Source organism: Hyphomicrobium sp. MC1 (assembly GCF_000253295.1).
Classification (GTDB): Bacteria; Pseudomonadota; Alphaproteobacteria; order Rhizobiales; family Hyphomicrobiaceae; genus Hyphomicrobium_B.
In genome coordinates this window covers 986,960-1,001,816 of sequence record NC_015717.1, presented here as the reverse complement: position 1 = coordinate 1,001,816, position 14,857 = coordinate 986,960, and the positions used below count along the sequence as shown (strand labels likewise).

The 14,857-nt window shown below is 61.3% G+C and carries 14 protein-coding genes; 4 read left to right on the top strand and 10 right to left on the bottom strand.

All coding sequences use genetic code 11. The features are described from left to right. Window positions 1–119 precede the first annotated feature (119 nt). Window positions 120–428: a hypothetical protein gene (locus HYPMC_RS24115; protein WP_013946676.1), complete on the top strand. Its 309-nt coding sequence runs from the start codon at window positions 120–122 to the stop codon at window positions 426–428. Window positions 429–444: 16 nt separating this feature from the next. Here HYPMC_RS24115 and HYPMC_RS04780 read toward each other — a convergent pair whose 3' ends face one another. The 8 genes from HYPMC_RS04780 to glmM all read right to left on the bottom strand — a co-directional run bounded on the left by HYPMC_RS04780 (window position 445) and on the right by glmM (window position 10,378). Next, entirely contained in the window at window positions 445–1,281 is an 837-nt protein-coding gene (locus HYPMC_RS04780) for a hypothetical protein (RefSeq protein ID WP_157135398.1), read from the bottom strand. A gap of 239 nt (window positions 1,282–1,520) precedes the next feature. Then, the gene (locus tag HYPMC_RS04770; protein WP_013946673.1) at window positions 1,521–2,315 is read right to left on the bottom strand and encodes a YdcF family protein; all 795 of its coding nucleotides are present in this window, start codon (window positions 2,313–2,315) and stop codon (window positions 1,521–1,523) included. Window positions 2,316–2,350: 35 nt separating this feature from the next. Continuing rightward, window positions 2,351–3,640 carry an adenylosuccinate synthase gene (locus HYPMC_RS04765; RefSeq protein WP_013946672.1) on the bottom strand — a complete coding sequence of 430 codons (1,290 nt, stop codon included), beginning with the start codon at window positions 3,638–3,640 and terminating at the stop codon, window positions 2,351–2,353. Window positions 3,641–3,741: 101 nt separating this feature from the next. Then, the gene (locus tag HYPMC_RS04760; protein WP_013946671.1) at window positions 3,742–5,433 is read right to left on the bottom strand and encodes a mucoidy inhibitor MuiA family protein; all 1,692 of its coding nucleotides are present in this window, start codon (window positions 5,431–5,433) and stop codon (window positions 3,742–3,744) included. Window positions 5,434–5,588: 155 nt separating this feature from the next. Beyond that, a complete protein-coding gene (locus tag HYPMC_RS04755; RefSeq protein ID WP_013946670.1) occupies window positions 5,589–6,758 on the bottom strand; it encodes a phosphoserine transaminase in 1,170 nt (389 codons plus the stop codon). Between the two features lie 91 nt (window positions 6,759–6,849). Then, window positions 6,850–7,719: an outer membrane beta-barrel protein gene (locus tag HYPMC_RS04750; RefSeq protein ID WP_013946668.1), complete on the bottom strand. Its 870-nt coding sequence runs from the start codon at window positions 7,717–7,719 to the stop codon at window positions 6,850–6,852. 274 nt (window positions 7,720–7,993) lie between these two features. Continuing rightward, the gene (locus HYPMC_RS04745) at window positions 7,994–8,785 is read right to left on the bottom strand and encodes an outer membrane protein (RefSeq protein WP_013946667.1); all 792 of its coding nucleotides are present in this window, start codon (window positions 8,783–8,785) and stop codon (window positions 7,994–7,996) included. A gap of 240 nt (window positions 8,786–9,025) precedes the next feature. Then, complete coding sequence (gene glmM, locus HYPMC_RS04740; RefSeq protein WP_013946666.1) at window positions 9,026–10,378, bottom strand: phosphoglucosamine mutase; 1,353 nt, start codon at window positions 10,376–10,378, stop codon at window positions 9,026–9,028. A gap of 352 nt (window positions 10,379–10,730) precedes the next feature. Between glmM and HYPMC_RS04735 the strand changes: the two genes are divergently transcribed. Genes HYPMC_RS04735 through HYPMC_RS04725 form a run of 3 tightly spaced genes read left to right on the top strand, consistent with a single transcriptional unit; the run spans window position 10,731 to window position 13,503 of the window. Further along, window positions 10,731–11,639, top strand: a complete 909-nt coding sequence (locus HYPMC_RS04735) for a ParA family protein (protein WP_013946665.1) — start codon at window positions 10,731–10,733, stop codon at window positions 11,637–11,639. 26 nt (window positions 11,640–11,665) lie between these two features. Beyond that, window positions 11,666–12,139 carry a hypothetical protein gene (locus HYPMC_RS04730; protein WP_013946664.1) on the top strand — a complete coding sequence of 158 codons (474 nt, stop codon included), beginning with the start codon at window positions 11,666–11,668 and terminating at the stop codon, window positions 12,137–12,139. A 35-nt stretch (window positions 12,140–12,174) separates the two neighbouring features. Next, the gene (locus tag HYPMC_RS04725; RefSeq protein ID WP_041300716.1) at window positions 12,175–13,503 is read left to right on the top strand and encodes an APC family permease; all 1,329 of its coding nucleotides are present in this window, start codon (window positions 12,175–12,177) and stop codon (window positions 13,501–13,503) included. Here the strand turns inward: HYPMC_RS04725 and HYPMC_RS04720 are convergent, their stop codons facing one another. Beyond that, window positions 13,504–14,127 carry a pyridoxamine 5'-phosphate oxidase family protein gene (locus HYPMC_RS04720; protein ID WP_013946662.1) on the bottom strand — a complete coding sequence of 208 codons (624 nt, stop codon included), beginning with the start codon at window positions 14,125–14,127 and terminating at the stop codon, window positions 13,504–13,506. Window positions 14,128–14,142: 15 nt separating this feature from the next. Continuing rightward, a complete protein-coding gene (locus tag HYPMC_RS04715; RefSeq protein WP_013946661.1) occupies window positions 14,143–14,736 on the bottom strand; it encodes a glutathione S-transferase family protein in 594 nt (197 codons plus the stop codon). Window positions 14,737–14,857 lie beyond the last annotated feature (121 nt).

Genomic DNA, 14,857 nt, shown 5'->3' with positions numbered 1-14,857 from the left:
TGCCCTTTAAGCAGCAGCCGAGAGGATACGGTCGGACGGTCTTTCCGTCTCCGGCGCCAGAGATTAATCTAGGATTGATCTTTGGCCGGATGTGCCACGCTCTCGCAGAGGACAGCCAGATGAGACCCCTCGCCATCACCAGTGCCGCCGCGGCCTTGCTGGCCCTGTCGGTTGGTGCGGCCAGCGCGGAACCCCGCTCAGGTTCGGGACCCCGCGGCCCAGCCGGAGACGTTCCGGTGGCGCCCGTCGATCGCTTAGGCCCAACCCTCCCGCCCGACACTATGCTCGGGCCGGATTCTGGCTGGAACGGAAGCAACAGCGGCGGTGCGGCCGGTCCCAACTATAATCTTGTTCAGCCGCTGTTCGGACCGCCCTTGCCGACGCTGCCGAAACCGCGCCGTAAGCCGCGCATCATCCTGGGCCAATAATCGGCCGGTCCTCACCTCACCAGCCGCCGAACCTCAGGCGGCCGGGCATGTTCTCGTCACGGCTCTTGCCGCCGCGGACGCCGCCATACCAAGCGGCCGCGAGGCCGATCAGTAGACCGATACCTGTCAGCAGCCCGGACAGCTCGGTGGCCTTCTTCGCTTTGTCGAGAGCTGCGACTGCATCCGCATAAGCCACATCAACTCGCGTCTCGGCATCGCTCAGCGGAATACCGGCTCTTGCCGCGACGATGTTTGCCACGAACGATTTATCCTTCGGCGCCATTCCGCCACTACCGACCGATTTCAGAAAAACGCCTTCGAGGGTGCGCGTTTCATCGGCCGTGAACAGTGGCACCGCCGCCGTCACCGGCTTGCCTTCGGGTGGCGCCGCCAGCGTCGACACGATTGCCGCCAGCGGGCTTGACGATGTTCGGTCCGAGAATTTGGCGACGGCCGACGTCGCGTGCAGAGCAAGACCGCTCGCGCCGACTGCGATCAGTCCCGCAAACAACACGCACACTGCCCACGCGACAAACCCTTGCACGCCGTCGCGAAATTCGACTTCGTCCGCGGGCACATCTGCAACACGCGGCCGCACGCGCGCCGCAACAAATCCGGCAATCAGGAACGAAGCGATCGTCGCGATCAAACTCCAAGCTGCCGCTACGCTTGCCGCCAATCCCGTGTGCGACTGACCCGGCCACGGCGACAGCAGCGACAAGCCCCCCGCAAGTCCAAGGGAAATAAGTACCAGAGAAAACGCTGAACCTGCTGCCGCCCCGGCGAGAATACCTCGCCAGCTCAGGAAGGATTCAGCTGGAGTCGTCGCCTCGATTTCGATGACATCGGCCATCTGCGCATCTCCTTCGATCATCTAAAACCCAGAAGGCTCAGAAGAAACGAAATGACCACGATTAGTCCGATCAGATAGATGATCTCGTGCACTGCACACGTCTCCTCGCCAAGATTCGAGGTTTCAACAGTGCTCGCGGCGTGATTGTTCCAGCCGAAAATACCGAAAGCGCACGGGATCGTCCGTGTGCGCCGCACTCGTCAGGCGAACGGCGCCAGCACGACTGCGCGGAGGGCGGTTCAAGGGCCGGGAAAAATCGCCGAGCTTCGCCCTGTGATCCAATAGGCGACGAGCCCAATCCATTCCTTGACGGCCAGATCTGTGCGCTGCAATCCCGCCGCGAAGCTGTCGAACGGACGGAACGCATCGTCCCAGTCGCGCGTGCGGAAATCGACAGGATACGGCACAACGTCGAAGCCGACCTTACGAAACACGCCTGTCGAACGGGGCATGTGATAGGCCGACGTCACGAGCAGCCAGCGATCTTGCTGAACGGGCCTCAGCAGCGCCTTCGTGAAGACGGCGTTCTGATAGGTATTGCGCGAGTCGTTTTCGATGATGATGCGGTCGGGCGCGATTCCCGCGTCGATGAAGAACTGCTTCACCGCATCCGCGATGCCGCTGTCGCCGAACAGCGCCCCGCTACCGCCGGTGAAAACGACCTTGGCCTCGGGCAGTTCATGAGCGAGCCGAAGCGTCTCGGTCAAACGCTCCGCGGCTTCGTTGAGCGCCAATCCGCCGCGCGCCCGCGTGATGGAAATATCCTCGAAGCCACCGAGCAGAATGATGCCGCTGATCTTCTCGTGCGGCACAGCCGGAACGCGCGAGGCAAAGCGCTCTTCGAGCGGCAGGACCAGAATGTTCCCGCCCGGCAGATAGCCGAACAGCACGATACCGGCGAGACCGGCATAGAGCAGCCGCCGCCCCCACTTCGGACACCAGCCGAGAAGCAGCGTGCCACCGAGCAGTGCAAAGAACACCAGGTTCGAAGGCTGAATGCAGAAGAAAATGACTTTCGACGCGACGAAAAACATCTGCTTCGCTCCCCCTCGCGCCGAAACTCGTCAGATCAGATAAATGGGTCCTTCATCAGGATCGTGTCGTCGCGTTCGGGGCTCGTCGAGAGTAGCGTGACCGGACATTCGATCAGCTCTTCGACGCGGCGAACGTATTTCACTGCCTGCGCCGGCAGATCCGCCCAGCGCCGCGCACCGTAGGTCGATTCCGACCAGCCCTCGAACTCTTCATAGATCGGTTCGATCTCGGCCTGTGCCGTGGCGCTTGCAGGTAGCCGGTCGAGGCGCTCACCACGAAGCTTGTAACCGACGCAAATGCGGATCGTGTCGAAACCGTCGAGCACATCGAGCTTCGTCAGCGCAATGCCGTCGATGCCGGACACCTTGGCCACCTGCCGGACGAGGACGCTGTCGAACCAGCCGCAGCGGCGCTTGCGTCCCGTCACCGTTCCGAACTCGCGGCCGCGCTCGCCGATCTTCTCGCCGATGGCGTCCGTCAGCTCCGATGGAAACGGACCCGAGCCAACGCGCGTCGTATAGGCCTTCGCGATCCCCAGCACGTAACCGACGTGGCGCGGACCGATACCGGAGCCGGTCGCAGCCTGCGCTGCAACGGTGTTCGACGAGGTAACGAACGGATACGTGCCATGATCGACATCGAGCAGAGCGCCCTGCGCACCCTCGAACAGAATGCGCTTTCCCTGCCGCCATGCATTGTCGAGGAATTCCCAGGTCACGTCCGAGTAAGGCAGAACCTTCGGCGCGATCGTGACGAGATCATCGATCAGCTTCGCCTTCGAAATCTCTTCCTGACCAAGCCCGCGCCGCAACGCATTGTGATGCGCCAGCAAACGATCGACCTTCGGCCCCAGCGTCTCGGGCGTCGCCAAATCCTGGAATCGGATAGCCCGGCGGCCGACTTTATCTTCATAGGCCGGACCGATACCCCGGCCCGTCGTACCGATCTTCTCCGTGCCAGCTGCGGCTTCGCGCACGACGTCGAGCTCGCGATGCAGCGGCAGAATCAGCGCCGCGTTCTCGGCGATGCGCAGATTATCCGGCGTGATCGAAATCCCCTGCTCCCTTAGCCGCTCGATCTCGCTCACGAGCGCCCATGGATCAATGACGACGCCGTTGCCGATCACCGACATCTTGTCCGGCCGCACCACGCCCGACGGCAGTAGCGACAGCTTGAACGTCTTGTCGCCGATCACCAGCGTGTGCCCAGCGTTATGCCCACCTTGAAAACGCACGACGACGTCGGCGCGCTCCGAGAGCCAGTCCACGATCTTGCCTTTGCCCTCGTCGCCCCACTGGGCTCCGATCACGACGACATTCGCCATTAGTCTTAAACCTTCTCAGTCTTCTCATGATTTGGCCCCGGCTTGAGCCAGGGCCACGCGGCACACCCGCTTGTTAAAACCCGGGACTTGAAGCGCCCGCCTCAAGGCCCGTAAACGATCGACTTCGACGCAGGCCACGAAACCCGATAGCCGTACTCAAGGATTTTCTCCTCATCCGGCTCCAGCTTCGCCTGGAAGGCGATGACGCCGCGCTTGTCATCGACGTTGGTCGTAGTGGGCGACGCCTTGCCCGTCATCTCGACCTTGATGTCGTCGTTCTGCGAGACCGGAACGCGATCGAGAATCGTTACGTCGATCGGCCGCTCATGCATGTTCTTGACGTTGACCTGGAAATTCCGGCTATCGACATGCGACGTCGAAATCAGCCCGGTCTCGCCGCGCTTATCTTCCAGCACCGCATGCTTGACTTTCACCTGATCGTCAACGCCGAAACCGATATCGTGGTCTTCTCCTGGGCGCAAAAGTGGTAAATTTCCGGTTCCAACAAACGTACCATCCCGGAAAAGATAGACGGTGCCCGGCAGCATGGGGCTCCCCTTGGCCACATTGATCCGGGCGTAGAGGTAGGCGTTGGTATCAACCTTCGGCACTGAGCGGCAGCCGAGCGTCGGCTCGCTGCTTTCGGACGCGATCAAGACGCGCTTGGGCTCGCCGTTCGCCGCCACGGTCACCCGTCCGGGGACCCCAAACGTCGCGTCGAACGGCGCACTTTTGAGCTGTGCAACGGCTTCTTCTGCCGCGACGGGTGCGTTGGCCTCCGCACCCGCACCGAGTGTGGCGTCAAGCTCGGCATCCATCTTACGACGCGCCATCAGCGTCGGAGCGGGTGGCGGAGCCGGCATTGCCGCTACAGGCTTTGGCTCCGGCTCGAAATCGACGAACTGCGTCTCAATATCCGGCGCCGCCGATCCATCCGACGGACGCGCCGTCGAAAGTTCCATGGAAACGCCGTTCCAGTCCTCGCCTGTCACCTGCGAAATGGCAGCCCGCCGGTCGATCGAAAGCTTCGGCGGCTCGGTTTTGGTCCCCGTCGAAAGGCGCGCATCATAAAGCGGCGTCCAATGTGCATCCGGCACCTGATAGTGAATGCTCAAATCGACATCGAGCGGGCTCTGTGCGATCACATGAATGCGCACTTCCGTTTGCTGCGTACGCGCCGGCGCGAGCGACGACATCTGCGCCTTGGCGTCGGCGATTTGCCGATCGATGTCGCGCGTCTTCTGTTCGGCGTCGAGAGCGAGCTTGCCCGCATCGGTCGTCCCCTGCGCGATGAGCGCAAGAACCTTTGTCCAGTCATCGAGCGACGTCGCAGGTTGGCCCTGCGGAGCGGGTCGCGTCGGCAATTGCGCCAGGTTGGCGATCAGCTTCTGCTGCGTCTTTGCCGCCAGCGCCTGCGCCTCGATGGTCTTCCGTTGATCTTTCAGCGTCTGTATCTTGTCTTCGAGAATTTTACGCTGCGCGTCCGCCGCTTCGCTTTCAGCACGCTGCAGCATTTTCTGCGCCGTATCGACAGAACCGATATCGAGCTTGCCGGAGGCCCGCCCTTCGACGCGGATCGAGCCCGGAATAGCGCTTGCTGGCAGGTCGCCGACAACAATCGTATGCTCGCCTTTGTCGAGATGCGCTTTTGCCAGTCGCGTCACTTCTGCCCCCGACAGGAACACAGTCACCGCATCGACGGCCGACGTTGCCGGAACCTGAGCCGCAAATGCCGGTGCGGACAAGGCGGAAAACCAGACAGCCGCCCAAACAGCCGCTAAGACAATGCGCATCGCGTTGAGACCTCTCGTTGATCGTTTCTGACACGTGGGGAAGAGCGCACCATAGCGCGCTGGCGAGCCCGGGCGATTATGACCGATGGTATGCGTGAGAAAAAGGCATTGACACGACCGGTTTTAACCAGTTTGCGAGCAGGATCGGCTCATTTTCAGGCCGCAATCACGGCACGGGCCTCCGCATAGGCCCAATCGAGCCAGGGCAGAAGCGCGGCGATGTCTTGCGTCTCGACCGTCGCGCCGCACCAGATCCGCAGGCCGGGGGGCATTCCACGATAAGCTGCGATATCGAACGCCGCCGCTTCGGCTTCGAGTAACTGCACCATCGTGCGCATGACATCGGCGCGCACGCTTTCCGAGGCGGCAACAAGCTGTGGCTCGGCAAAGCGCATCGCGACTGACGTGTGCGACCGCGTCTGCGGATCGACGGCCAGAGGCGCAATCCAATCCGTCCGCTCGATCCAATCGTAAAGCAGCGCTGCGTTCGCGTCGGCACGCGCGATCGTCGCTTCTAGACCGCCAATCCCCGTGGCCCAGGCGAGTGCATCGAGATAGTCCTCGACGCATAGCATCGACGGCGTATTGAGCGTCACGCCTTCGAACACGTCGCGCAGGACGCCGTCGGCATTCCATAGTCGGAAAAGCTTCGGCACCGGCCAAGGCGGCCGATGCGTTTCCAGCCGTTCGAGCGCGCGCGGCGACAGGATCAGCATGCCGTGCGCGCCCTCGCCGCCGAGCACCTTCTGCCAGGAATACGTCAGCACATCGATTTTTTGAAAGTCGATCTCTTCCGCGAGCAACGCCGACGTAGCGTCGCAAATAACGAGTCCGTCGCGATCAGATGCGATCCAATTCGCATCCGGGACACGCACGCCTGTCGTCGTACCGTTCCAGGTAAAAAGAACGTCGCGCGAGAAATCCACCTGACCAAGATCAGGCAGATACCCCGGTTCGGCTTCGAACGTTCTGAGATCGGCAAGCTTTAGTTCAGATGTTGCGTCCCGCAGCCAGTTACGGCCGAACACGTCCCAGGCAAGAACATCGACGCCACGTTGCCCAAGCAAATTCCACATCGCCATTTCGAACGCGCCGGTGTCTGACCCCGGAACGATGGCGACTTCATAACCGGGCGGCAATCGCAGAAGCTCATGCGTGCGCGTGACGGCAAGCTTCAATCGCTCCCGCCCATCCATTGAGCGATGCGAACGTCCGACCAGCGCATTGCAGAGCACATCCGGTCGCCACCCCGGCCGCTTGGCGCAGGGCCCGGACGAAAAGAACGGCCTTTCAGGACTGGTTTTGGGCTTCAAAAGCTTCGGCATGGGGGCCTCTTAGCATGGCCTCCCCCCAAAGAAAAAGGCGGTCGCGAACGACCGCCTTTCGGCACCAAAGCAACACAAGGGTGCACGCTTTCTAGTCGAACTTGATGCGGATGCCCGAGCGGAATTGCTGCAGGATGGAATCTTTGAAGGTCAGGCGATTGTTGCCGGAAATCGAATTGCCATCAATTGAGATGCCTCCACTCTCCCAAAGCATCTGCCAACCGTTGTCCCAAACGATCGAGTCCGTGAGGTCTGTCGAAACGCCGGCCTGAACCGCTGCGGCAAAATTGATTTGGTTCTTGGAACTCGAGCCGGACGTACTCGAATTACTCGGCCCCGCCCCGTTGCAGCTTATACCGGGAAAATCGAAGGTATCATCACAGCTGGCATTCTCCGTGTAGCTGCGCTCTAAACGCCGCCACGTCAATCCGAAGCCGCCGCCGAGATAAGGCGTAAAGCGCGTTCCGGTCGGAATATCGTAAAGCAGATTAAAAAGCGCTGTCGTTCGCGAAAGCTTCACAGTGTCGTTGCGAAATACACCGTACTGTTGTGTCTCGATAGCCGTGCCAGGCTCACCATACGTTCGATACTTAACCTGCCCGTCGATCAAGTTGGTATTGGGGGTATAATCGACTGCAATTTCCCAACGTAGCGACGGTGTGATGTAGCGCCCAAAAGTCAGTCCAAATGTCGGGGACGCTGCAATATCATTGCCGTCCTTGACAGGCATGTTGGGATCGGAATCCCGTATTGTCGCATCCGTCAGCAGATTCCCGCCCAGCGAGAGCCCGATATACCAATCGCTGTCCGCATCATATGTCGGGACCGGCGCAGGAGCAGGCACCGGGATCGGCACGCCGCCGCCCATGTCTTTGACGCCTCCCCAATCGGCTGCCATCACAGGCGCCGCACCGGAAGCCATCACAAATATCGTCGCAATCCACGCAATGGTAGATTTCATCGCCCCACCCTTTGAAGTCGGCGCTCAAGACAAAACGCACGCCACTTGAGACTCTGCTCGACGCTACGCTTGCGCTAACAAAGCCAAGGGAGGGAAAAACGGTCTTCGGACGGTGTCCTGTGCGCTTCCCTTAAAGGGAAGCGCACGACGCAACAACGTGGACACACGTACGCGAAACACCGCAGTATAAACCGCACCTGTTGGCATTCCAAGCAGACGCAGCCCCCCGCGCCTGCCTACTCATTTACTTAGCGGACAAAACGCGTCCGCCCCCCTAATTCAGGTCGTAGCGCACACCGATACGAAACTGATGCGCGGTGATTTCTTTGAGCTTCTCGGCCGCCGTCGTGCCGTCGGCATCGAATGCCAAGGTCTTGGCGTCGCCGAGGTAGAGAAAGCGGTATCCGAAATCGAGATAGACCGCGTGCCCCGTATTGACCTCGACGGGATCGGCATCTTTCGTGCTGCCCGAAACGTACATCGTCCGGCCGCCCCACAGGCGCCACGAGATGCCGGCCATCGCTGCGGCCGCAAAGTTATCGGTCGATTGTCCGCCGTATGACGATGTGCCCGCCGCCGTCGTCACCGTTCCCGAATTCGTTTCGTTATGCGCCCAGCCGATGCCGCCGCCGATATAAGGAACGAAGCGCCCGCCGCGATTGAATTCATAATAGAGGTTCGCAAGCACGACCGTGCTGTTGAAATCGAGTTGCGAAGACCCAAAATCGAAATTGGTTTCGTTCTTGGCGTCGAACATATGATCGACGGTGATGTCGCCGCGGAAGCCCCAGGCGTAATACTGGCCGATACCGCCGCCGACGGTCCATGCGCCTTCAGACTTCGTGTAGTGCGTGTCGAAATCGCTGAACGACATGCCCGGCGTCGGATACCACGTGTACCCCCCATCAGCGCGCAAGTACCATTTCCACGTGAACTGCTGAGGCATCGGCGCCATTGTCGGCGCAGTGTCGAGATCGGGCATCCCGAGATCGGCCGCAGACGCACCAACGGCGCCTCCGAACAGAAGCGCAGCGCTGACAAACGGAACTGTGCGCGCAAAAAACATACGGGTTCCCTAGGAACCGGTCCGCGCGATTCGCCGAACCGGGATTTAAAATCGAACCCGAATATTGCCGAGAGTGCTTAAGGGAGCCTTAATTGCCGTCGAATTGTGGCACGCCTCAGCGGCGGCGATGGCCTTAATGAAAGGTAAATGCCCACGCGGTCTTGCGAACAAGGTATGGCGCGAAGCCGACCTAATCCTGCCATGCTCGGACGAACCGAGCATGACACGCAAACGTCGAAACTAAGCCGCGGCCGCTGCCGACTTCACGGCATCGACAATGTCGCCGACGATGCTGGAAACGATTTTCTCGTCGTCGCCTTCCGCCATCACGCGAATGACAGGCTCCGTGCCCGATGGCCGGATAACGAGGCGCCCGTTCTCGCCAAGCTTTGCTTTCGCGCCTTCGATCGCCTTGACCACGCGCGTGTCTTCGAGCGGTTGGCCGTTTGAGTAACGCACGTTCTGCAAAATCTGCGGCAACGGGCGAAAGCGATTGCAGACTTCCGATACTGTCTTTCCGGTCGCCACGACGCAGGCGAGAATTTGCAACGCCGCAACGAGCCCATCGCCTGTTGTGGTGAAGTCCGACAGCACGATATGGCCGGACTGCTCACCGCCGATATTAAAGCCATGTTTGCGCATGTGCTCAGTCACGTAACGGTCGCCGACCGGCGTGCGCGCCAGCGACAGTCCGATGGAGCGCAGATAACGCTCTAACCCGAGATTGCTCATCACCGTCGCGACGATGCCGCCGCCGGAAAGCTTGCCCGTGCGATGCCAGCTTTCGGCGATCACTGCCATCAGTTGATCGCCATCGACGATATCGCCCTTCTCGTCGACGATCACGACGCGGTCGGCGTCGCCGTCGAGCGCGATGCCAATGTCGGCGCGCAACTCCTTGACCTTGTCGACCAGCGCCTGCGGTGACGTCGAACCGCAATTCAAATTGATGTTGAGACCGTTCGGCTCGACGCCAATCTTGATGACTTCCGCACCAAGCTCCCACAACGCTTCCGGCGCGACCTTGTAGGCAGCGCCGTTGGCGCAATCGATGACGATCCGGAGCCCCGCGAGGCGGAGCTGCTTCGGCATCGTCCGCTTGGCGAATTCAATGTAACGCTCCTGCGCGCTCTCGACTCGCGTTGCCCGCCCGATCCGATCGGCATCGACAAGCAGCGTCCGGCTGTCCGCGTCGATCAGATCCTCGATCTGCTGTTCCATGTCGTCGGAGAGCTTGTAGCCGTCAGGGTCGAACAGCTTGATGCCGTTATCGTGCGATGGGTTATGCGATGCCGACAGCATCACGCCGAGATCGGCGCGCAACGACCGCGTCAGCATGGCGACCGCGGGCGTCGGCATGGGCCCAAGCAGAAACACATCCATGCCTACAGCGGTGAAGCCTGACATCAGTGCCGCTTCGAGCATATAGCCCGAGAGCCGCGTGTCCTTGCCGATGACGACGCGATGGCGATGCGTACCGGACCGGAAAACGGTTCCGGCCGCCATGCCGACCTTCAACGCCAGTTCCGACGTCATCGGGTGACGATTGGCGAGACCGCGAATGCCGTCTGTCCCGAAATACCGCCGTGCCATGCTATCCTCCCGTAGAGCCGGAACGCCTGCAGCCGGCCTTTTCGGCCCCGGCGAAACAATCCGGAATTGGCGGAGAAACGCGTGTCGCACCGAGACGACCTGCTTCCCCCTCACCCCTCGCCATCATAGATGCCCGAGAGCGGTTCCGCATTCCATCCCCACGGTTGAATGAAACAAAATTTTGCACGGAATTCCACTGAGGGTTGAAAACAGCGCTAATAAAGCCGCACCTACTGAGCGTCCTCGCGCGGGGTGGCGAAGCGACATGGAATCGGCCCATAGCTCGGCTATTGATGAATCGCGCGCCTCAGAGGGCTGAATTGGCGTGCGCGATCTGAGAGGTAACTCAATTATGGCAGTCTTTCTTGCGGTCGCGAACCGAAAGGGCGGCGTCGGCAAATCCACGGTTTCGGTGATGCTCGCGCACGGCCTGGCGGTCTATGGCAACAAGCGCGTCCTTCTGATCGACCTCGACTCCCAGTGCAACGCCTCACTGATCCTGATGGGCGGCCAGGGCTGGAACGAATCCCGCAAGGCCGGCAAGACGATCGCCGATTATTTCTACGATCTTTTCGACGGCATCCCGGCAAATGCGCGCGACTATGTCGCCAAGAACGTCGGGGACGTCTCTGCGGCAAACGGCAAGCCCGCGCCGATCTCGCTCGTGCCGGGATCTCTTCTGCTTGAGGATATCCAGGGCGAGCTGTACCTGAAGCAGGCGAACCAGAGCAACGTGCCCGAGGTCGTCGCCAACCGTGTACGCGGCCGCATGGAAAGCCTCATCCGCCGCTTCGAAGGCGACTATGACGTCGTCATTCTCGATTGCGCGCCCGGCCTGTCGTTCGCGGCACTGGCGGCGCTCAAGACGGCTGACAAGGTGATCGTGCCATTCCGCCCCGACTACGTCTCGCAGCTTGCCGTCGACCGCGTCGCCATGCTGATCGAGGACATGCGCAACCTCGACGATCTCGCCGAGATGCCGCCGGAAGACCGCCGTTACGTCTGCCTCGCAAACTACGTGCGCAACGACGACCGCGACTATATGATGATCGAAGAAATCAGCCTCGTGCATCCTGTGCTCGAGACGTTCCTGCCGCAGCGCAACGGAATCGCCAACGCTTTCGACTATCTTGGCAAGCTCCGCCCGATCGACGCCAAATACGGCGATGCTGCCGGTGACGTGAAAGAGCTTCACCAGGAAATCGCGCGACTGGTCGAAACGGTCGCCGCGAAAAAGAAAGCCGCAGTCGCTGTTTCTTAACCGTTGAGAGCGAAAAGACGTCGATCATGAGCAAAGGCAAACAGCTCTGGCCCGGCGATGAGATGCTCAACTTCTTTCGTGCCCACATCCGGCGCGAAACGTCTCTCGATGCGGAAACAGCCGAAAAACTTGCAGCCTCGCTGACGAAGTCCGTCAATCGCATGTTGGTGTGGGAGGTCCCTGCCGACCTGCCGGAAGCTGCCGCGACGCCTCCTTCGCCGCCAAAGATCGAAAGCGAGATCGCCGTTCAGGAGCGGCACGACCGCGCCGAGAACTTCAATCCGTACCTGTTCTCCGCGCTTGTCGCCTTGGCGAAGCATGGCCGCGACGGCCTGATGCTGCGGCTGAAAGATATCAAGTCGGCCGAAAATCTACGTGCCTTCGCCGAAGCGCAACATGTCCCGGTTGACGCCTCGCTGAAACGAACCGACGATATCCGCAAGGCCATCGTGGCAGGCGTCGAACGCCGGCTCGCGGATCGCAAAGCCGCCGCAAGCTGACCGGCCGCAATCCTTAAACCGGGAGAAGCGTATTGGTGACCGACAGTGTGAGCGACGGAACCCCTCATCTCCGCCGCTCCGTCGGGCCGACTCAGCTTGCACTCTATGCGCTCGGCAGCATGGTCGGCTCAGGCATCTACGGCCTGATCGGCAAGGCCGCAGGCGAAGCCGGCTCCGCTGTCTGGCTGTCATTCCTGGCCGCGCTCGTTGCGGCGCTGCTGACGTCGCTGTCTTATGCCTCTCTTGGCTCACGGTACCCGCGCGCAGGCGGCGCCGCCTACGTCACTGACCGCGCCTTCGGCATTCCAGTTCTGAGCTTCACCATTGGCTTGGCGCTCGTTGCCTCCGGACTGACGTCGGTTGCGACGCAATCAAAAATCTTTGCCGCCATCGTCGCGGATCTGGCTGGCTGGGAAGCCTCGTCGCCGAACATCATCGCCGTTGGCTTCCTTCTCATTCTTTCCGGCATCGTCTTCCGCGGCATTCGCGAAAGCATGTGGGTGAACGTCGTCTGCACGTTGATGGAAGTCTCGGGCCTCCTCCTCGTCATCGCCTCCGGCCTCTCGTACTGGGGCACCGTGGACTATTTCCAAATCCCGCCCGAGCGTGCCGATCTCGGCCTCGGGGTCGTCGTCTTGCAGGCCTCCGTGCTCGCCTTCTTCGCGTTCATCGGCTTCGAGGATGCCGTGAACGTCGCGGAAGAATGCAAAGATCCCGAGCGCACGATCCCGCGCGGCTTGATCGTGGCCACCCTCGCCGCAGCGGTGCTTTACGTCGCCGTCTCGATCACGGCCGTTTCCGTCGTGCCGCGGCAGGAACTCGCCGCTGCGCCAAGCCCGCTGACGGCCGTCCTCGAAAAGAGTGCGCCGAGCATCCCGGCGGAACTGATGACGCTCATCGCGCTTTTCTCGGTCGCCAACACCGCACTCGTAAATTACGTGACAGCCTCGCGCCTCATCTACGGCATGTCGGGACAAGGCCTGTTGCCGAGCTTTATCGGCCGCGTGCATGAGACCCGCAGGACACCCCACATCGCCATCGCGGCGTTGCTCGGACTGCTCCTGCTGTTGGTCGTCGCCGGTCAGATTGCCGACCTCGCCGCCGCTACGGTCCTGTTGCTGCTGGTGATCTTCATTGCGGTGAATGCGGCGCTCGTCGTTCTGAAGCGCCGCCCCGGTGAAGCGCGCGGCCGCTTCGAAATCCCGATTGCGCTACCGATTGCAGGGATCGGCGTCTGCGGCGTGTTGCTGATCACCCGCCTCGCGAGCGCAGACTGGCGCGCGCCGGCACTCGCCGCCGCGCTCCTCGCCGGCATTCTCGCGCTCTACGCAATATTGCGGCTGACGAAGGCGAGCCAGCGCTGATCAGTGCGCGGCGGCGGCAAGTTCGTCTTGCAGGCGCTGGTTTTCGGCCTCCAGATCGGCGATGCGTGACTGCAACCGGCCGATCGCGTCTTTCACATCGTCGAACGGCAGCATGCGTGGAATATGCTGCGGGCAATTCAGATCCCACGCTTCGAGTGTGAAGACGATCGCCCGCTCCGGCCTGCCGCGGTAGCCCGGATCGCTGAGCTGCGACAGCAGCGCGTCGTCACCCTCGACCACCTTTGCGGTGCCCCAGAGTTTGGCGCGGCGCAGGTTCACATAGTCCATGATGAAAATGAACGCCTTCGCATTCTCACCCAGATTGCCCACGGTGATGTATTGCTTGTTGCCGCCGAAATCCGCGAACGCCAGCGTCTTCTCGTCGAGAACCTTGAGAAACCCGGCTGGGCCGCCGCGATGCTGGACGTAAGGCTGCCCGTCGGCGCTCGCCGTCGCCAAGTAGAATGACCGCGTCTCGGCGATCCGTTCCGCGAGATCGTCGGTCACCGTAGTCGGCCAGCCCCTGAGCCGCTCCATGCGCTCGTATTGCAGGCGCGACCCGTGCCGCGCCTGCTCCGCCTTCACGGCAGGCGTAAACGCAATGTCAGACGCGACACGATCCACAGCACATACCTTTCGTCAAAGACCCGGCATGCCGATGAAGCCAGGAAGTTTCTTGATGCGCTCGACCCAAGCGGAAACGGCCGGATACGGTGTGAGCGGCACACCGCCCTCCCACCCGAGGGCGACGTAGGGCATGCAGGCGATGTCGGCGATCGTCGGCCGGTCGAGCGCCAGCCACTGCCGCGTTTCCAAATGCCGATCCATGATCGTCAAAATGCGCGCCGCCTTCCCTCGCGCCGCCGCGATGTCGATATTCATTTTGAACTTGTCATGCAGGCGCGCATCACCCGGCCCGCGTGCGATTTCGTTCTCCGCCACCATGAGCCACTGCATGACCTGCGCCATCGACTCCGCGTCGGTGGGCAGCCAAGTCTCCCCGCCCCACTTACGAGCGACGTAAACGAGGATCGCCTGACTATCTCTGAGGATCACATCGCCGTCTTCTAGGACGGGCAGCTGACAAAAGGCATTGAGATCGATCACTGGACTGCGCTTATGCGCGCCGCCCATAAAGTCGACCGGAACGAGTTCGACCGGGACGCCGAGCAGCGAACAAAGCAGTCGGACCTTGTAGCAATTTCCGGAAACATCGAGATCGTATAATTTCATCGCCTTTGCCCTCTCACACCGTCTCTGGAGACCGGAGATAGGGCATTCTAGCCGGCGGCGGCAGTCCGGATTTCCAGCAAGGACCTTCTCGAAAAATGAGAGGGAAGATCGGCCTTAGCGC